The 18,990-nt window shown below is 58.2% G+C and carries 18 protein-coding genes and 1 pseudogene; 13 read left to right on the top strand and 6 right to left on the bottom strand.

What is annotated here, in order from left to right; genetic code table 11:
• A pseudogene (locus tag ACR0J8_RS22895) lies at positions 1-104 on the top strand (IS5/IS1182 family transposase); the annotation flags it as partial.
• Positions 105-133: 29 nt separating this feature from the next.
• Here the strand turns inward: ACR0J8_RS22895 and ACR0J8_RS22890 are convergent.
• Together ACR0J8_RS22890 and ACR0J8_RS22885 are read right to left on the bottom strand one after the other, a co-directional pair.
• Entirely contained in the window at positions 134-1,171 is a 1,038-nt protein-coding gene (locus ACR0J8_RS22890; RefSeq protein ID WP_480527672.1) for a sterol desaturase family protein, read from the bottom strand.
• Positions 1,172-1,279: 108 nt separating this feature from the next.
• On the bottom strand, positions 1,280-2,245 hold the full coding sequence (locus tag ACR0J8_RS22885) for an NAD(P)-dependent oxidoreductase (protein WP_170613960.1): 966 nt from the start codon (positions 2,243-2,245) through the stop codon (positions 1,280-1,282).
• A 125-nt stretch (positions 2,246-2,370) separates the two neighbouring features.
• Between ACR0J8_RS22885 and ACR0J8_RS22880 the strand changes: the two genes are divergently transcribed.
• On the top strand, positions 2,371-3,264 hold the full coding sequence (locus tag ACR0J8_RS22880; protein WP_480892525.1) for a LysR family transcriptional regulator: 894 nt from the start codon (positions 2,371-2,373) through the stop codon (positions 3,262-3,264).
• 305 nt (positions 3,265-3,569) lie between these two features.
• Here the strand turns inward: ACR0J8_RS22880 and ACR0J8_RS22875 are convergent, their stop codons facing one another.
• From ACR0J8_RS22875 to ACR0J8_RS22865, 3 genes are all read right to left on the bottom strand, one after another.
• On the bottom strand, positions 3,570-5,006 hold the full coding sequence (locus tag ACR0J8_RS22875) for an NAD-dependent succinate-semialdehyde dehydrogenase (RefSeq protein ID WP_480527676.1): 1,437 nt from the start codon (positions 5,004-5,006) through the stop codon (positions 3,570-3,572).
• A gap of 110 nt (positions 5,007-5,116) precedes the next feature.
• Entirely contained in the window at positions 5,117-6,061 is a 945-nt protein-coding gene (locus ACR0J8_RS22870; RefSeq protein WP_480527677.1) for a LysR substrate-binding domain-containing protein, read from the bottom strand.
• 9 nt (positions 6,062-6,070) lie between these two features.
• Positions 6,071-6,853, bottom strand: a complete 783-nt coding sequence (locus ACR0J8_RS22865) for an aspartate dehydrogenase (protein WP_480527679.1) — start codon at positions 6,851-6,853, stop codon at positions 6,071-6,073.
• A 162-nt stretch (positions 6,854-7,015) separates the two neighbouring features.
• Here ACR0J8_RS22865 and ACR0J8_RS22860 point away from each other — a divergent pair, with 162 nt between their 5' ends.
• The 5 genes from ACR0J8_RS22860 to ACR0J8_RS22840 all read left to right on the top strand — a co-directional run bounded on the left by ACR0J8_RS22860 (position 7,016) and on the right by ACR0J8_RS22840 (position 11,543).
• Positions 7,016-7,969 (top strand): dihydrodipicolinate synthase family protein, encoded by a 954-nt coding sequence (locus tag ACR0J8_RS22860; RefSeq protein WP_480892523.1) that lies wholly within the window; start codon positions 7,016-7,018, stop codon positions 7,967-7,969.
• A gap of 135 nt (positions 7,970-8,104) precedes the next feature.
• Positions 8,105-8,668: a 3-hydroxyanthranilate 3,4-dioxygenase gene (locus tag ACR0J8_RS22855; protein WP_480527683.1), complete on the top strand. Its 564-nt coding sequence runs from the start codon at positions 8,105-8,107 to the stop codon at positions 8,666-8,668.
• 30 nt (positions 8,669-8,698) lie between these two features.
• Complete coding sequence (locus tag ACR0J8_RS22850) at positions 8,699-9,685, top strand: TRAP transporter substrate-binding protein (protein ID WP_170613953.1); 987 nt, start codon at positions 8,699-8,701, stop codon at positions 9,683-9,685.
• Between the two features lie 62 nt (positions 9,686-9,747).
• Complete coding sequence (locus ACR0J8_RS22845; protein WP_480527685.1) at positions 9,748-10,287, top strand: TRAP transporter small permease; 540 nt, start codon at positions 9,748-9,750, stop codon at positions 10,285-10,287.
• On the top strand, positions 10,284-11,543 hold the full coding sequence (locus ACR0J8_RS22840) for a TRAP transporter large permease (protein ID WP_480527687.1): 1,260 nt from the start codon (positions 10,284-10,286) through the stop codon (positions 11,541-11,543). The genes ACR0J8_RS22845 and ACR0J8_RS22840 overlap by 4 nt, the downstream gene beginning before the upstream one ends.
• Before the next feature lie 7 nt (positions 11,544-11,550).
• Here the strand turns inward: ACR0J8_RS22840 and ACR0J8_RS22835 are convergent, their stop codons facing one another.
• Complete coding sequence (locus tag ACR0J8_RS22835) at positions 11,551-12,153, bottom strand: XRE family transcriptional regulator (RefSeq protein ID WP_170807972.1); 603 nt, start codon at positions 12,151-12,153, stop codon at positions 11,551-11,553.
• 149 nt (positions 12,154-12,302) lie between these two features.
• Between ACR0J8_RS22835 and glyA the strand changes: the two genes are divergently transcribed.
• The 6 genes from glyA to gcvT all read left to right on the top strand — a co-directional run bounded on the left by glyA (position 12,303) and on the right by gcvT (position 18,917).
• Positions 12,303-13,556 carry a serine hydroxymethyltransferase gene (gene glyA / locus ACR0J8_RS22830; protein ID WP_480527689.1) on the top strand — a complete coding sequence of 418 codons (1,254 nt, stop codon included), beginning with the start codon at positions 12,303-12,305 and terminating at the stop codon, positions 13,554-13,556.
• A 10-nt stretch (positions 13,557-13,566) separates the two neighbouring features.
• The gene (gene lpdA, locus ACR0J8_RS22825; RefSeq protein ID WP_480527691.1) at positions 13,567-14,949 is read left to right on the top strand and encodes a dihydrolipoyl dehydrogenase; all 1,383 of its coding nucleotides are present in this window, start codon (positions 13,567-13,569) and stop codon (positions 14,947-14,949) included.
• 14 nt (positions 14,950-14,963) lie between these two features.
• Entirely contained in the window at positions 14,964-15,908 is a 945-nt protein-coding gene (gene lipA, locus ACR0J8_RS22820) for a lipoyl synthase (RefSeq protein WP_480527693.1), read from the top strand.
• 25 nt (positions 15,909-15,933) lie between these two features.
• The gene (locus tag ACR0J8_RS22815; protein WP_480527695.1) at positions 15,934-17,307 is read left to right on the top strand and encodes an alanine/glycine:cation symporter family protein; all 1,374 of its coding nucleotides are present in this window, start codon (positions 15,934-15,936) and stop codon (positions 17,305-17,307) included.
• Positions 17,308-17,383: 76 nt separating this feature from the next.
• A complete protein-coding gene (locus tag ACR0J8_RS22810; RefSeq protein ID WP_170613945.1) occupies positions 17,384-17,806 on the top strand; it encodes a universal stress protein in 423 nt (140 codons plus the stop codon).
• A 16-nt stretch (positions 17,807-17,822) separates the two neighbouring features.
• Positions 17,823-18,917, top strand: a complete 1,095-nt coding sequence (gene gcvT, locus ACR0J8_RS22805) for a glycine cleavage system aminomethyltransferase GcvT (RefSeq protein WP_170807967.1) — start codon at positions 17,823-17,825, stop codon at positions 18,915-18,917.
• The last annotated feature ends 73 nt before the right edge of the window (positions 18,918-18,990 follow it).

Genomic DNA, 18,990 nt, shown 5'->3' with positions numbered 1-18,990 from the left:
GCAGCCTCAAGGATTGGAGGCGTGTGGCGACCAGATACGACAGATGCCCGAAGGTCTTCCTCTCCGCCATCGCCCTCGCCGCAACCGTCATTTATTGGTTATGAGTCCTGACCCTAAGAAAACGAAACGTTTGTCACTTTCCTGACGCATGCATTTCGCGTTTCCGGTTTCGCGTGCGTATGGTCGCCTCCTCTGATCCGTCGTGATACGTGCCGAACCACTTGTCCCAGGGCATTTCCGCGTTGCCGTAGTTGCATTCGTAGTATCGATGATGCAACTGATGAAAAAAGGTGCCGATCAGGAGTGCTTTGCGGTCGTGGGCCCAGATCGCCTCGTAACCTGAATGAGATGAAGCGGCGCCCAGCATCAGCCAATATCCCAGAAAGATCATGTGAACCGGATGACTTGGCAATACCAGAACGATCAGGATCGCGCTGAGGTAGCCGAACGCCTCGACCGGGTGCATCGACATGCCCGACCAGGGTCCGGTGTTTACGTTGCGGTGATGAACGGCGTGAACATGTCTGTAAATGAACGGTTGATGCAGAAAAAGATGCACCATGTAGAAATGAAAACTCTGCCATATGGCGAGTATCGGGAACAGTAGAATAAACCAGACCGGATGAGCGTCAAAGCTAAGCGTGGCGACGTAACCATTGGCATACATCCAGCGCAAAAAGCACTCGAGCGCCGACAGGATCGTGGCACCGTAGACCAGCGAATAGTACATATTGTCCCAGGTCTGATAGCCGAACTTATAAAGCGCATTCTTGCGCTTCATGTAGGGTCTTGGGTCGTATTTCAGCAGCTTGCCCTGCCCGTCAATTCCGTAGAACCAGAAATGCAGCCCACCTGCGACAATGATCAGCAGAGCCCAGTTTCGGATGAAAACCCATGACATCCACCCGAACGCGAATTGCGTTTGTTCGGGGCCAACGGGTTGCATCCAGAACGCCACGACAAACGACAGTGCCAAATAGATCGAACGATCGGAAACCTGCAGGTAATTATGCCAAAGCCACTTAGCCAGAACACGAGGTTTCGGCGGCCAATGCCAATATGGCGCGTGGTTCACCGGCAATTCAGGGTGCCAGTGCCACTCGCGGCTCATCGGACCAGGCTCGGGGCGATGGGCGGCATTCTCCGTTGGGTTGGTGTCCGCTGTCGTCATGTCCAATCCCCTACTCGCGATTTAGCAGCACCAGCTTGCCGGACAGAATGGCCCTGGCGGCCACAGCTATGATATGCCTGAGCCGGTTCAAAGCCCGACGTGATCAGGTCATTCAGCGGCTTTCAGCGCCTTGCCTTGCGGGATCACCTCATAGCCGGGCTCTTCGGGTTCATCGTCTTCCATCTCGGGCGGGAAGCCGGGTGCAAGGATCTCCAGGCCGGTGACCTCTTCCAGGCGCCTGATAATGTTGGGCGACAACTCACGTTCGCCAAAACGTTCGATCCCGTCCTCGAAAATCTGAACCAGCATGGGCGAGATTTCCAACGGGACGTTGTGGCGGTCGGCAACCTGCTGGAACAGGCTCACGTCCTTTTTGACCAGATCCATGGTGAACGAGATGTCGCGAGATCCGTTCAGGATGACCTGGCTCTCGGTTTCATGAACGAACGATGTGCCGGAACTGATCTTGATCGCTTCATAGGTGGTATTCAGGTCCATACCTGCGGCTTTGGCCGTGACCAGAGCCTCGCAGCAGGTCACCAGATTGGCTGTGGCCAGATAGTTCGTCAAAACTTTCAGGACCGAAGCCGACCCCAACTCGCCGGTATGCAGAATGCGGCGGCCCATGGTCTTGAGGAACGGCGCGATACGCTCGAACGTTGCGCGATCACATCCCGCAAAGATCGAGATATTTCCTGTAGCCGCGCGGTGGCACCCGCCTGAGACCGGGCAATCCACTGCCGCCCCGCCCCGCTCCATCACCATGGCCCCCAGGCGTTTGACTTCAGCCTCGTCCGTGGTGGACATCTCCATCCAGATTTTTCCGTCGGTCACTTCAGGCAACATCTGCTGCATTACGGCATCCGACGCAGCAGGCGACGGCAGGCAGGTGATGACCGCATCACAATCCCGCATCAGTTGCGCCGGCCCTTCCGCCTTTTTCGCACCACGGGCCACGAAGGCATCAACCAGTTCTTCGTTCAGATCATGGACTGTCAGGTCCATACCATTGCGCAGCAGCGAACCCGAAAGCTTGCCGCCGACATTACCCAGACCAATAAATCCAACTTTCATGAGCGCGTTCCCCAGGGTGTCCGGTCTGATCAGGCCGGTGAAATTTCCGTTTGCGCACCGATTTAGCGACGTTGAAGCGAAAAAGTAAAACGAATAAAAAGAGCAATAATCACAAATTTTCTTTGGTGCTGAACGTGTCCAATTCCCCAAATCTTGTCTGGCTCAGATCGTTTGAATGCGCAGCGCGGCATATGAGCTTTACGGCCGCAGCGAAGGAACTGGGTATAACGCAAACGGCACTCAGTCTGCATGTCCGCTCGCTGGAGGCGCAGTTGGGGTGCAAGCTTTTCTTTCGCGCGGCCAGAAACCTGAGCCTGACAGAGGTCGGACAGGCCTACGCCTATTCCGTGCGGCGCGCGCTGAGCGATATTACGGTATCGACCGCCAGCCTTTTCGGGTCCGGAAGCGCGCAGGTTCTAACCGTGCGGGCTCCAATCTCGACAGCGACGCTCTGGCTGGCACATAGGCTGCCGAAATTTACCTGCAGCCAGCCCGATGTATCCATTCGGCTGGTCTCGAACATTTGGGCGGATTCGGCTGGTCGCGAAAACGTGGATGTCGAGTTGCGCGTGGGGGTTGGTGACTGGCCTGGTGCGCGAACCCGAAAAATCTCGACCGAGCGTATCGTACCTGTCGCGGCGGGTTCGGCGTCGGGGCAAAGCATTCCGGTTGCCGAACTCCGCAAGCAACCGCTTGTGCAGATTCTGGGATTTCAGGACATGGGGCAGAAGTATTTCGAAGCATTGGGCATAGCGTATTCTGAACCCTTGTCCCCCTACTCCGTCGATACAACCGTCGCCGCGATGGGCGTCGTTGCGGCGGGCGGAGGGTACGCAATGGTGCTGGAAAGGTTCGCGCAAACCGCGATCGAGTCCGGACAGGCCATCGCGATTGTCGGCGATGCGGTCCCAATCAATCAATCCCACTTTCTTGTTGAGACAAGCGGAACAGGCGCAAACGAGCCTGTGAAGCAACTGTTCGAAACCTGGCTTGAACGAGAGTTTTCAGAGCTTCAATAGGCATGACCCGAACCAGATCATATGTGAAAAACTGGCTTTCAATCGCTACGGCTAGATCCGTTTTCAAGTGGGAGGTCGGATCTGAGTTGCCACGAGGGGGAAAAGCAACTGCATGCCGCAGCGATTGAGTGTGAGCGGCGTCAATGCCAGTGGCTATGTGAAGTGACGTTTGATTGAGGCCAAAATATGGCCCATTCTACTAATTCTTTAATTTGTCAAAAATTATAACAATGACAGTGCTTTAAGCGTTTTCGCCATTTACTGTCAGAACGATATTTCGGGACCGGATTTTGCCCCGCGAATGATCAAACGATCTGGGTGCTGTGCGAGATATTTTTAACAATCATATAGTTTTCCAGACCCTCCGTCCCGCCTTCCCGGCCGTATCCACTGGATTTGACCCCGCCAAAAGGTGTTTCCGGCAATGATGCTTCCAGCGTGTTGAAGGACAGGTTTCCGGCTTCGACTTCATCGGTCATCCGGTCAATATAGTCGGCCCTGTTTGAAAACCCGTAAGCGGCAAGACCAAAAGGTGTCGCATTCGCCTTGGCTATGGCTTCGTCCAGTGAAGCGACCGGATTGATCACGGCCAGCGGGCCAAATGGCTCTTCCTGCATCACGCGGGCGTCGTCAGGCACATTCGTCAAAACGGTCGGCGCAAAGAAATAGCCTTTAGCTCCGATCCGACCGCCCCCGGTGCAGATCGTTGCACCGGCATCATGGGCATCTTCCACAAGTTCACTCAGCGCGGGAACGCGGCGGTCGTTTGCCAGCGGCCCCATTTCGATACCCTCTTCCACTCCGTTCCCTACGACAGTGGCAGCGGCCCGTTCAATGAACGTATCCAGGAATGGCTTGTAGATGCTTTCGTGCACAAAAAACCGGGTTGGCGAGGTGCAGACCTGCCCTGCATTCCTGTATTTGCGGACCGCTCCGCTAAGTGCGGCTTTTTCGACGTCTGTATCTTCACAGACGATTACTGGTGCATGCCCGCCCAGCTCCATCAGGACGCGCGTCATGTTCTCCGAGGCGAGCGTCGTCAGTTGGCGCCCGACCGCTGTTGACCCGGTAAAGGCGACAAGCCGTACAGGATCCTGGCGGATAAGATGGCTTGATATCTCCGCAGGTTCACCAAAGACAAGGTTCAGAACACCCGGTGGCAAGCCGGCGTCGTGGAAGGCGCGCGCGATATGCATGGCACCTGCCGGAGTTTCCTCAGCCGCTTTCAGGATGATCGAACACCCCGATGCCAGCGCGCCTGCAATCTTGCGTGCCGGCTGGCTCATCGGGAAATTCCAGGGCGACAGGCCAAGAACCACCCCGATGGGTTGGTGGTGCACAACATATCGAACACCGGGCGCCGAGGGGATGACGCGGCCATAAGTACGCATGGCCTCGCCCGCGTCCCATTCAAAAAACTCGCAGCCTCGGATCACCTCAAGCCGGGCCTGTGCCAGCGGCTTTCCATGCTCGGCAGTGATTGAGCGGGCAATCTCCTCCTGCCGGTCGCGCATCAGCGCCGCAGCCTTGATCATGATGTCCGCACGGTCGCGTGGGGCCGTGCGACGCCAAACGCGAAACCCCGCTTCGGCCGCAGCCAGCGCGTCATCCAGATCGGACCTGCCCGCCTTGGGAAGCCTGCCGATTTCCTCTTCGGTCGCAGGGTTCAACACGGGAAGGTCATATGCTGCCTTGCGCCACTCACCGCCGATATAAAGTTTCAGGTCCGGATAAGTGCTCATGGCGCCCTCGCAGGTTGCAATTCAGCTTCAGGGTCTCATTTCCGCTGGCATCACCTCAACTGAATTGAAGAAATACTGATATCCGATTGCGTGATATCTGCAGGGATGGTTCAGATGTCCCCTGCTGCCGCGCGCAGGGCATCCAGAAATGTGCTGCTTGCCGGGGACAGGCTGCTTTCCCCTCTGTGAGACACGCCAACCGGGCCCGCACCAAATGGGACGGCCCAATCCAGGCAGGCCAGCAGGCCACGGTCGATATCCAACGAGGCGACATGGGCCGGCATCAGCCCGACGAAATCGTGAGATCGCAACAGGGACCTGTTGGCAAGATAGGAGACCGATTCAATTGAAACACCCGGCTGGTACTGATCCTGCCGCACGAAATACTGGTCGGTCTGGCGGCGCAGAGTGGTTTCGACCGGCGGCAGTATCCAGCCAAAGCGTCTGAGTTCCTCGAAAGTGATATTCGGCTTGCCGACCAAAGGATGCTGCGTTCCCGTCACGGCCAGTACCCGTTCATCAAAGAACTTTTCCTGCGTAATCCGTGCCCGGTGGCGATGACTAGGCAGGCGACCAACAACCATGTCGATCTCGCCCGACAACAGCGCAGGCATCAGCACTTCGTTTGTCCCCTCGACAATTTTGACCGCGACTTTCGGGCGGTCTTTCAGCAGCCGTTCGACAGCGCGTGGCAGCAAGGTTGGTGACGCCGCCAGCAGGGTTCCCACCACAACCCGGCCGCTGTTGCCTTCGTTCAGATCATCCAATTCCTGAGCGGCATTTGAGACCTGCGCGAAGATCAGCTTACCATGGCGGATCAGCGCTTCACCAAACACCGTGGGCACAACGCCGCGATTGGTCCGCTCAAAAAGCTTGACCTCGAAATCCAGCTCCAGGTCCTGAATCATCTTGGTGGCGGCAGGCTGCGAAATGCCCAGATCGCGCGCGGCATTCTGGATGCTGCCGTGCTGGCCGACCGCAACCAGCAGACGCAACTGGCGCAGCTTCAACCGCGTCAGCGCGCGCTCAACGATGCGGGTATGATGTGCGACCATGAAGGCCCCTCAGATACTGATCGCTGCGGGCTGTCTTTCGATGGCGGCAATCGCGCTCATGGCAGCCAGAGCCGAACTGCGCGGGTTGTCCGGCAGCGCCTTTCCTTCGATCCTGAATGTGAAGGTGCCAAAACTGCCGCGCGCCTCGATTTCGTGGATATTGGCATTAACAGCCGGATCGGCGATCAGTTCAACCCTTGTCTCGTCAAATCCCAGCCCCGCCAACGCTATGGCCGCTGCCACGTTGGCGTTCTTTGGATAGGCCACGGCTGCTTGCCGGGCAGTTCCGGAAAAATGTATCGCCGCTGAATTCAGGTGATCCAGCTTCAATTGTTCTTCTGCAGCTGAACCACGCCATCCCGCCGGGGGTTTGCTGCCGCGATAGATGACCTCGGTCAGTCCCCCTACCCTTGCAGCGGACAGACAATCCAGTGCGCCGATCGCACCGCTTGCAAGGCGCAAATGCGAATGACCGTTGCGCGCCGCCACTGACAGCGCCTGTTCAAGATCAGGGTCCGCCAATGCGCCGACTGACAGTGTTACCAGGTCGATGCCCCGTTCCAGAATGGCGGCTCCGTGTGCTTTCAGGCCCGCATGGCCCGCGCAATCGACCATCAGATCGATCCCGCCGGGCAGGTCTGAGACGCAGGAAACACGAGATGGCCCGGCCGCTTTTTCGTCAAGCAGCCGACCAGGTGAAACCAGTATGGCATCAGGCCCTTCGCCTTTTTCAAGCAAGTGTTGTGCCACGTAACGCCCGATAGCGCCTTCGCCGATAATGCCGATTTTCATAGAGCCTCCAGATGCAGCCTTAACCTATCCGAAACTGCAGGCTCTCTGTTATCGAAATATTTAATATCCACATCCGCCCAATGCGCTTGGCTTTGTGCGTTTGACGGAACCAGAGTGTTTACACGCTAGCGATCTGACATCTGACCTTCGGACTTCCTGCCCATGAAATATGCCAAACACGACGCCAAAGCCTATTCGCGCGAAACCATGCGGGGGATTTGGGCAGCCGCGTTGAACCCGTTCAAAGAAGACCTCAGCCTGAACGAGGCCGGATTGCGCCGGAACATTCGGCACTGGATCGACGATCTGCAAATTCAGGGCCTGTTCATCGCAGGCAAACAGGGCGAGTTCTGGTCGATGTCGCTGGACGAACGCAAACGCAACATGACCATCGCAGCCGAGGAATGCGGGGACAAGGCCGGGACGATCATGTCGATCTCGGATCAGAACGTGGACACCGTGCTGGAGCTTGGACGGCATGCTCAGGACTGCGGTGCGGATTATGTGGTGGTCCACGCCCCGATGCTCAGCTTTTGTCACGACCGCGACGAGGTTTTGTACAATTACTACAAATATATCTGCGACCGCCTGGATATCGGCATCGCCATGTGGAGCCATCCCGACAGCGGGTATCTGATGCAGCCTGAAACCTGTGCACGTATTGCGGAGCTGCCCAACATCATGGCCATCAAATACTCGGTCCCCCGGGACATGTATGCAAAACTGACGCGGATGGTGGGTGACAAGATCCTGGTGTCCACGTCTCTGGAAGACGACTGGCTAGACAATATCGAGGAGCTGGGCTGGCAGCTTTACCTGTGTTCCTCGCCGCCCTACCAAATCCAGACGGCGAACGACTTGCGTATGCACGAATACACTGAATTGGCATTTGCCGGAAAGTTCGACCAGGCCCGGCGCGTGCGTGACAGTCTTGATCCGGTCCGAACCGCGATCAAGCGTGCCAAGCCTGGCGGAAAACCAACCGCTCACGGTAAATACTGGCAGGAATTGCTTGGGCAGGTCGGAGGCCGCGTGCGCCATCCCATGCTGGAACTGACCGAGGCCGAAAAAGCCGCCACAAGCGCAGCGTTCGAGGATTGCGGCCTTCAGCTTTGATCAAGCCGATATCAGTTTAATGGATACCGACATTCCCAGAAACAAATATTTCTTTCATACGGCTTGTCCTAGGCTTTTTGACGGCACGATGTAGTGTTGTTGTGCCACAAACACCGGTCAGGCAGGAGAAAGCACATGGGACAACACCCGACGCTGAAACCCTTCAATTTCCAGAAATGGGTGGAAGACAACGCTGACAAACTGCGCCCTCCGGTTGGCAATCAATTGCTGCACAAGGAAGGCGACATGATTGTCATGGTTGTTGGCGGCCCCAATACACGTGTCGATTTTCACGATGATCCGGTTGAAGAATGGTTCTTTCAGCAAAAGGGCGACATGATGCTGAAGATCGCCGACGGCGGCAAGATTTACGATGTGCCGGTGCGTGAAGGCGAGGTTTTCCTGTTGCCGCCTCATGTGCGCCACGCGCCGCAGCGCCCTCAGGAAGGGTCGATCGGCATCGTGGTCGAAGCCCCGCGTCAGCCGGGGATGAAAGAAGGGTTCGAATGGTTTTGCTTTAACTGCGAAGGCCTTGTGCATCGCGAAGAAGTTGCGCTTGATAGCCCCGAAGGGATCGTCACCGCACTGCCAAAGATTTACGATGCTTTCCATAACAGTACCGATGCTCGAACTTGTCCGAACTGCGGAACGCTGCATCCCGGAAAGGGTAAGCCGCCTGCGGACTGGGTCCAGCTCTGAGCCGAACCGGAACAAAACAGGGAGAATACAATGAACTACCTTCACAAAGCCCTTTGCGGCGCGACTGCTGCGGTTGTGGCTTCCTTTTCCGCTACGATTGCGCTGGCGGATGAGTTTCGCCTGGGTCTGATCACGCCACCGCCGCATATCTGGACCAAGGCGGCCGAGGCCTTTGGCGCAGACCTGTCCGAAGCAAGCGGTGGCGCGCATAGCGTGACAGTTTTTCCGGCGCGTCAGTTGGGCAACGAAGCCGAGATGCTGCAGCAGCTGCAAACAGGTGCTTTGGACATGGCGTTCATGACAGTGGCCGAAGTGTCCAACCGCGCCAAGGATTTCGGCGCGTTCTATGCCCCGTATCTGGCCAGCGACATCGGCCACGCGGGCCGCATCCTGCGCAGCGATGGCGCACGCAGCATGCTGGATCAGCTTCCGGCCGAGGTTGGTGTCGTCGGCACCGGGTACGGCATGGCCGGCCTGCGCCAGATCGTTGCCCGGGGCGACGTGAACTCGGCAGAGGACCTGGCCGGTCTCAAACTACGGATCACTCCGTTCGAGCCTATTCTCGACTTCTACAACGCCGTTGGTGCGGCCCCGACCCCGATGCCCCTGCCCGCCGTTTACGATGCGCTGGCCAACGGTCAGGTCGATGCCATCGACATGGACGCAGAACTGATCTGGGTTCTGAAATATTACGAACATGCCGACACCGTCGTGCAGTCGGACCACATGATGTTCCCGATGGTTGGTCTTGTGTCGGCCAAGGTCTGGGCCGGTCTGTCCGAAGAAGACCGCACCATGATCGGTGAACTGATGGCCCGTCACGTGGACAGTACCATCGACACCTATGTTGCCAAGGAACAGGAATGGCTGGATCAGGTGAAAGGCACCGGCAAAACCTATGTTCAGGTAGACAGCTCATTCTTTGGTGATGCCATTGATCAATGGAACCAGACCTGGGCCGGGAAATCAGGTGCGCTGGATCAATTGCGACAGGTTGCTGCGGAAACCGCCAACTAATACGGTACTCATGCAATTGGGGCGCAGGTGATTTGCGCCCCTTGTTTTGAGGAGTGAGCGCAATGATCCGGCGGATTTCTGCAGCATGGGCGCGTGCTGAACTGTGGCTCGCGTCCTTTCTGGCCGCCGCCATATCGGTTCTTATCCTGCTGAACGTCGTGACACGGAGCCTGGGGTCCGCTTTGTTCTGGGTGGATGAGCTGGCAATCTATGCCATGGCCTGGATGAGCTTTCTCGGCGCATCCGCGGCGCTGCACTATGGTCACGCGGTAGCCGTCACGATCCTGACAGACTCCCTGCCCCCTCTGCTGCGTGATCTGACGGCACGGCTTGTTGACCTGATCGTTCTGATCTTTGCCCTGTTCATGATCTGGTTCTGTTGGCGCTGGTATTCACCTCTGGAACTGGCGCGGCATGGGTTCGACACCAAGCAGTTTCAGGGTGCGACCTTCAACTTCATCTACGCGGAGCCGACAACAACGCTGGGCGTTCCGAAATACCTGGTCTGGATGGTCATGTGGCTGTTTGCGCTGGGGGCAACGCTGCACAGCATTTCAAATCTGACCGGCCCCCGTGACCCTCAACCCGAGGGCAACGCATGACGCCACTGATCTTTGCCTTCAAACTGCTGATTGCGGTTCCCGTTGCGCTAGTCCTGTCGCTGACCGCGATCTGGTACATCTGGGAAAGCGGCAACACCGTTTTGTATGACAGCTTTGCCCAGAAGATGTTCTCGGGCCTCGAGAATTATGGGCTTCTGGCCATTCCTCTTTTCATGCTGACCGGCGAGATGATGAACGAAGGTGGCATGACCCGACGGCTTATCGATGCCGCCCGGGTCTTTGTCGGCGGGTTTCGCGGCGGGCTGGCCTATATCAACCTGCTGGCCAATATGTTCATGGCCGCAATCATCGGATCGGCCACGGCGCAGATTGCCGTCATGGCGCGGGCCATGACGCCTGAGATGGAGCGGGAGGGCTATGACAAGGGCTTTGCCGCTGCCACCACGGCCGCTGGGGGATTGCTGGCACCGGTCATCCCACCATCCATGATGTTCGTGATCTTTGGCGTTCTGGCGCAGATCCCCATCGGTGATATGTTCCTTGCCGGCATCCTCCCTGGACTGTTGCTGTCGATCTCGTTTGCCGTGGTGATCGCCCTGATCGGTTTCGCGCAGGGATTTCCCAAAGGCGCCTGGTTTACGCGGCAGGAATCGATTTCGGCCCTGCTTGCCTGTTTACCGGCGGTATTGATCCCCATGGCCATTATCGGGGGTGTTCTTTTCGGTATCGCCACGCCCACGGAATCCGCCGCCATTGCGTCGCTGATCGCGTTCCTGATTGGCTGGCTGATCTACGGAGAGCTGAAGCCCACGGCGCTGCCCCAGATGTTCCGGCGCACGGCAATCAACGCGTCTATGATCATCTTCATGATTTCTGCCGCAAGTGTTTTTGGCTGGGTAATCATCTATGAGGCACTGCCGCAAAAGCTGGCGGTCCTGATCACCTCCATTACAGATGACCCGTTCCTGTTCCTGCTGATCGTAAACCTGATCCTGCTGGGGGTCGGAATGCTGATCGATGGCATCGCGGCCGTCATTCTGATCACCCCCATCCTGCTGCCCATCGCAATGAACGATTACGACATCAGCCCCTATCAGTTCGGCGTTGTCATGTGTCTGAACCTAGTTCTGGGCCTGCTGACGCCACCGGTGGGTGTCGGGCTTTACATCGCGTCTTCCATGAGCGGGGCCTCACCGGGTCGCATTTTGCGATCTCTCTGGCCCTTCTTGCTAGCTGTTGCAGCGATCCTGGTTCTGCTCAGCCGTTTCCCATGGTTTTCAACCGCCCTGGTCTGAAGCGGGACTATTCCAGCGACACCCACAAGACTTGCGCGTCTTCCTCGCTGGTGGATACGCATCCATGGCCCATGCTGCTGTCATAATATAGTGAATCCCCCGCCTTCATCGGCAGCGGGCGATAATGCTCCGAAACAAAGATCAACTCACCCTTCAGGACATACATGAACTCTTCCCCGGAATGCCGGATCCAGTTGTCGAATTCGGATATGTCACGCGCCTTGATTGTCGCTACATAGGGTAGCATGCGCTTGCTGGTCAGTTCCGGGCACAGCAACTCGTGCATGTAGGTGGCGGTATGCCTGATCTCGCCCGTCCCTTTAGGGGTGAAGTCCCGCCGCCCGGCGACCCCCGTCTGACCGGATTGTAGGAACAGCTGCGGCGGGTTCATATCCAACGCCTGAGTCAACCGGCGGACAATATCGAAACTGGGGCGGGTCTGATTGTTTTCTATCTTCGAAAGCGTCGAGCGACCAATGCCGGCGGCTCTGCCGGCCTCTTCCAGCGTCCAGCCCTTTTCACGGCGTGCATCCCGGATCGAGCGACCCAGAGCAGCTCCATCGTCCTGGTCCTGAAGTCCCGCGCCATCAGGCTGTAAATCGTCTGACATATTGAATCCCCCCACTTTCAGCAAGGATACATAGTTCCCGATTAGCCCTCAACATAACAAATCGGAAAAAAATGTTGCCTCAAGCCTCCGTTCTCCACTATAGGAAACAAAATCCCCTATTAAGGATTCGGATTTCGGAGGAGGAAATCATGTTCAGAACGTCTCTTGCAGCATCCGACCCGGTTATTGCGGCGTCGATTTCGCGTGAAGCTTCCCGTCAGGCTGAACAAATTGAGCTTATCGCGTCCGAGAACATTGTCTCGCAGGCCGTGATAGAAGCGCAGGGTTCAGTACTGACCAACAAATATGCCGAAGGCTATCCCGGTCGTCGCTACTATGGCGGATGCGAATATGTGGATGAGGTCGAGATTGAAGCCATCGAACGGCTGAAGTCGATTTTCGGCTGCGGATTTGCCAATGTGCAGCCGCATTCCGGCGCGCAGGCCAATGGTGCCGTCAAGCTGGCGTTGCTGAGCCCGGGAGACACGATCCTGGGCATGTCGCTGGATGCTGGTGGCCACCTGACTCACGGCGCGAAACCTGCGCAGTCGGGCAAATGGTTTCGCCCGGTTCAGTACGGTCTGACCGACGCGGGTCTGATTGACTACGATCAGGTCGCCGAATTGGCGCGCGCAGAGAAACCCAAGCTGATCATCGCGGGCGCGTCGGCCTATTCGCGCAAGATCGACTTTGCCCGGTTCCGCGAAATCGCCGACGAAGTCGGGGCGTGGCTGCTGGCCGACATGGCCCATATCGCGGGTCTGGTCGCGACAGGTCTGCACCCTTCGCCTGTCGGACACGCGCATGTAGTGACGTCGACAACCCATAAAACGCTGCGCGGTCCGCGCGGCGGCATCATCCTGACCAATGATGAAGCGCTGGCGAAGAAGATCAATTCCGCTGTGTTCCCAGGCCTTCAGGGTGGCCCGCTGATGCACGTCATCGCAGGCAAAGCAGTCGCGTTTGGCGAAGCTCAGAAGCCGGAATTCAAGGAATACATGCAACGCGTCGTCGACAGCGCCGAGGCATTGTCCAATGTGATGATGTCGCGCGGCTGTGACATCGTTTCGGGTGGCACGGACAACCATCTGATGCTGGTCGATCTTCGACCCATCGGGGTGAAGGGCAACGCGGCCGAGGCGGCGCTGGAGCGCGCCGGGTTCACCTGCAACAAGAACAGCGTGCCCGGAGACCCGGAAAAGCCGACGGTCACAAGCGGAGTCCGCCTGGGTACCGCCGCCGGATGCAGCCGTGGCTTCGGTCCCGAAGAGTTCAAGAAGATCGGCCATCTGATCGGCGACGTTCTGGATGCGCTTGCACAGTCGCCCGATGGGGATGAGACCGTCGAGAAGGCTACCCGCGAACAAGTCCGCGCCCTGTGCGCGAGCTACCCGATCTACTGAGAGCAAGCCCATGAATACCTACGATCTTATCGTAATCGGTGGCGGACCCGGCGGCTATGTCGCCGCGATCCGCGCAGCTCAGCTGGGTCTGAAAGTGGCCTGCGTGGAAGGACGCGGGGCACTGGGCGGAACCTGTCTGAATGTGGGGTGCATTCCTTCCAAAGCCTTGCTGACCTCCTCGGCCAAGTATGCCGAACTCTCCCATCTCTCCTCCCATGGCATTGCAGTCGAGGGGGCCAGCATCGACGTTGGCGCGATGATGGAGCGCAAGGACAAGATCGTAGGTGATCTGACCAAGGGCATTGCGTTTCTGTTCAAGAAGAATGGTGTCGATCTGATCGAAGGCTGGGCCAGCATCCCTGCCGCAGGTCAGGTCAAGGTCGGCGACGCGGTTCATAAAGCCAAAAACATCCTGATCGCCACCGGGTCCGAGCCGACCTCGCTGCCGGGTATCGAAATTGATGAGCAGGATATCCTGAGTTCGACCGGTGCGATCGCGCTGGAGAGCGTACCCAAGCATCTGGTCGTAATCGGTGCGGGTGTAATCGGTCTGGAACTGGGGCAGGTCTGGGCGCGCCTGGGCGCCAAGGTCACTGTTGTCGAATATCTGGACCGCGTGCTGCCGGGCATTGACGGCGAGATCGCCAAGCTGGCGCAGCGGGCCTTGTCCAAGCGCGGTCTGAAGTTCCAATTGGGTCGCGCCCTGAAGTCGGTTGAAAAAACCGGTTCAGGCCTGACCCTGACCATGGACCGTGTCGGCAAGGACAAGGAAGAGGTGATGGAAGCCGACAAGGTTCTGATCGCCGTCGGTCGCCGTCCCGTTACCCGTGGTCTCGGGCTGGAAGAACTGGGTGTTGCCGTGCATCAGCGCGGCTTTGTCGAAGTCGACAGCACTTTCCAGACGTCGGTACCCGGAATCTACGCCATCGGTGACTGCGTGCCCGGCCCGATGCTGGCGCACAAGGCAGAGGAAGACGGTGTTGCCTGCGTCGAGATGCTGGCCGGGTTGGCCGGGCATGTGGATTACAACACGGTACCCGGCGTGGTTTACACCGACCCCGAGGTTGCGTCCGTTGGTCTGACCGAGGAGGCGCTGAAGGAGGCTGGATCGGAATATACGGTCGGAAAATTCGCCTTCATGGCCAATTCCCGTGCCCGATCGACCGGAGAAACAGACGGCGCGGTCAAGGTTCTGGCCGACGCGGATGGCAAGATACTGGGGGGCCATATCTGCGGGGCGCATGGCGGTGACCTGATCGCCGAACTGGTGCTGGCCATGACCAAAGGCGCAACCGTCGCCGAGGTCGCCGCAACCTGCCACGCGCACCCGGCGATGGGCGAGGCTGTCAAGGAAGCCTGCCTTGACGCCATGGGCCGCGCAATCCACGCCTGAACCGGAGCAGCCAGATGACCATCCAGCTTCGCCCACGCCACCCGGAAAAGGCCAAAAAGGCCGACAGTGTCATACCGCGCAAACCGAAATGGATACGTAAGAAAAAGATCGAAGGATCCGAGTATTACGAAACCCGCCGCCTGATGCGCGAGCACGATCTGGCGACCGTTTGCGAAGAAGCCGCCTGCCCCAACATCGGAGAGTGCTGGTCCAAACGCCACGCAACCATGATGATCATGGGCGAGGTCTGCACCCGCGGCTGTTCCTTCTGCAACGTGGCGACGGGCCGTCCTGACGCTCTGGATGCGTTCGAACCTGGCCGGGTCGCGGCGGCGGTCAAAAAGCTGGGTTTGCGCCATGTGGTGATCACTTCCGTGGATCGCGACGATCTGGAAGACGGTGGGGCCGAGCATATCGCGCAAACGATCCGCGCCGTGCGTCATCAGAACCCCGGAACGACAATCGAGGTTCTGACGCCTGATTTCCTGGGCAAGGGCAAAGCCGCAGACGTCGTCTTCGAAGCGGCGCCGGATGTCTTTAACCATAATCTGGAAACCGTGCCGCATTTGTACCCGACTGTGCGGCCGGGTGCCCGTTATTATGCCTCTTTGCGGCTTCTGGACGATGCCAAACGGGCCAATCCGAAAATCTTCACAAAATCGGGACTTATGGTAGGGTTGGGCGAAACGCTTAACGATGTGCGTCAGGTGATGGACGATCTGCGCGCTGCCAATGTCGATTTTCTAACCGTCGGACAATATCTGCAACCGACCCCGAAACACCATCCGATTGACCGGTTTTGGTCACCGGAAGAGTTTGAAAAGCTAGAACAAATTGCCCGTTCCAAGGGCTTTCTGCACGTGTCGGCAACACCGCTGACCCGGTCGTCGTTCCACGCGGACGAAGATTTCGCTGCTCTTAAGCAGGCCCGCCAGCGGGCTGTCGCCAGCGGAGCATAAACCTGACGCAAATGGGAGGGAAACCATGGAAGCGTTAAATTCAATCGTAGGAGCCATAAACGGCGTCGTGTGGGGGCCGCTGATGCTGGTTCTCATCCTTGGCGTCGGCTTCTTCCTGCAGGTCGGGCTGAAATTCATGCCGATCCTGCGCATTGGCACGGGCTTCAGCCTGCTGTTCAAAGGTCGTGAGGGTCAGGGCGAAGGGCAGATCAGCCCGTTCAACGCGCTGATGACCTCGCTGTCGGCGACCATCGGTACCGGCAACATCGCCGGTGTGGCCACTGCTGTCTTCCTGGGCGGTCCGGGCGCCTTGTTCTGGATGTGGATGACCGCCCTGGTGGGCATGGCCACCAAATATGCCGAAGCCGTCTGCGCCGTGAAGTATCGCGAGCAGGACGAACTGGGCAACTTTGTCGGCGGCCCGATGTACTACATCAAAAACGGTCTCAGCGCGAACTGGCACTGGCTGGGCTGGGCTTTCGCCCTGTTCGGCGCAGTGGCCGCTTTCGGAATCGGTAACGGTGTGCAGGCTAACGGTGTGGCGCAGGTTCTGGAAGCAAACTTCGGCTTCAACACCTCGGTTACCGGCGTGGTCCTGATGGTTCTGACCGCAGCCGTGATCCTGGGTGGTATTACCCGCATTGGTGCGGTTGCCGGTAAACTGGTTCCGTTCATGGCGATTGCCTACATCGTCGCGGGCCTGCTGGTTCTGCTGATCAACATCGGCAACATCGGTCACGCCCTGTCGCTGGTCTTTACCTACGCCTTCACCCCGTCGGCCGCCGAAGGTGGTTTCGCCGGTGCAGCCGTCTGGGCCGCCATCCGGTTTGGTGTGGCGCGCGGTGTCTTCTCGAACGAAGCCGGTTTGGGTTCGGCTCCGATCGCACACGCCGCTGCCGAGACCAAAGGTCCGGTCAACCAGGGCCTGATCGCGATGTTGGGTACGTTCATCGACACTATCATCGTCTGCTCGATCACTGGTCTGGCGATCATCTCGTCGGGTGCATGGACATCGGGTGAATCCGGTGCGGCACTGACCTCGGCAGCGTTCGAACTGTCCCTGCCGGGTATTGGTGGGTATCTGATCGCCATCGCTCTGTCGATCTTTGCCTTCACCACCATCCTGGGCTGGTCCTTCTACGGTGAGAAATGCGTCGAGTTCCTGCTGGGCGTCAAATCGCTGGTCCCCTACCGCGTTCTGTGGATTGTCATGATCTACTTCGGCGCAACAGCAGATCTGGGCTTCATCTGGCTGCTGGCGGACACGCTGAACGCCATGATGGCCATTCCGAACCTGATCGCCCTGGCCTTGCTAAGCCCGATCGTCTTCAAACTGACGAAAGAGTTCTTCGCCTCGGGCGGCCAATCGGAAGAACCCGGCAACACTCCTGCCGAGTAATTCGAACAGAAAAAACGGGGGGCCGTCCCGGCCCTCCACCTTCGAAACAGATTTCCATATCTCGAGGAGAGACGTGATGGCCACGAAAATCCTGCTGCCAATTGATCACACTGACGACCACTCGTGGAAGCTGGCTTTGCCGGTCGCGTTGGAACAGGCGAAATTCTACGGTGCCGAGCTGCACGCGATCGCTGTCATCCCCGAGATCATCCAGCTGCCGAACCTGCCCGCCAACTATGGCGCGGGCGCAAAAGATCACGTGCGGGGCAAGGTTCAGGCCATTCTGGATCACGGCAATGCCTCTGACGTGCCCGTGCATGTCGAGGAAGGCAGCGTCTACCGCGAAATACTGAAGCTCGCCCACAAGGAGGGCTTCGATCTGATCGTCATGGCGTCGACCAAAGGCGATTTCCCGAATTATGAAATCGGTCCGAACCTGGCTCGTGTCGTGCGCAATGCGCATTGCACCGTTATGGTCGTTCGCGACCAGTCCCGCTGATTGAAAGGTTGAGAAGATGACCGAACCGAAGCGTACGCCGCTATACGACCTGCATGTCGAACTGGGCGGAAAGATGGTGGATTTTGCCGGATGGGAAATGCCCGTTCAGTATCCGCTGGGTATCATGGGTGAACATGTTCAGTGCCGAGAAAAAGCCGCGCTGTTCGACGTCAGCCACATGGGTCAGGTGATCCTGCGTGGCGAGAACGTGGGCGAGAAGCTGGAAGCCATCTGCCCTCAGGCCTATGCCACTCTGAAGCCCGGCAAGGCACGTTACGGGTTTTTCACCAACGCGGAAGGCGGGATCATGGACGACCTGATCGTGTCCAACGCGGGTGACTATTTCTTTGTCGTGGTCAACGCAGCCCTGCGCCATCAGGACATCCCGCACATGAAAGAGCATCTGGAAGGGGTCGAAGTCACCGAGATTTTCGACCGTGCTCTGGTCGCTGTTCAGGGCCCGAAGGCCGAGGACGTGGTGGGCGCGCTTTGCCCTGCGGCGCGCGATTTGAAGTTCATGGAAACCACAATGGCCCCGATCAACGGCGTCGAATGCCGTATCTCGCGTCTGGGCTATACCGGCGAAGACGGTTACGAAATCTCGATCCCCGAGGACAAGGCCATCGAGATCAGCAAGGCGTTTCTGGCCCACGAAGACTGTGAAGCGGCCGGTCTGGGCGCGCGCGACAGTCTGCGGCTCGAAGCCGGTCTGTGCCTCTATGGGAACGACATCGATCAGACCACCTCGCCGATCGAGGCGTCGCTGGCCTGGGCGATTCAAAAACGCCGCAAGGAAGAAGGCGGTTTCCCTGGCGCTGAGCGTGTTCAACGGGAACTGGCAGAGGGCGCCGCGCGCAAACTGGTCGGCATTCTGCCTTCCGGTCGTGCCCCCGCGCGTCAGGGCGTCGAGATCCAATGTGCCGAAGGAAATACCATCGGGCAGATCACTTCGGGTGGCTTTGGTCCGACTATCGGCGGCCCAGTCGCGATGGGCTATGTGTCCGCAGGCCACGGCGAGCCGGGCGAGAAGGTGAACCTGATCATTCGGGGCAAGGCGCAACCGGCCGAGATCGTGGCCACGCCTTTCGTCAAACAAAACTACAAGCGTTGAAGTCAGGAGAGAACAGGAATGTCGACGTATTATTCTGAAGAGCACGAGTGGCTGCGAGTTGAAGGAGAAGTTG

The sequence above is a fragment of the Ruegeria sp. N11 genome (assembly GCF_056531525.1).
This window is presented reverse-complemented; position numbering and strand designations above follow the sequence as displayed.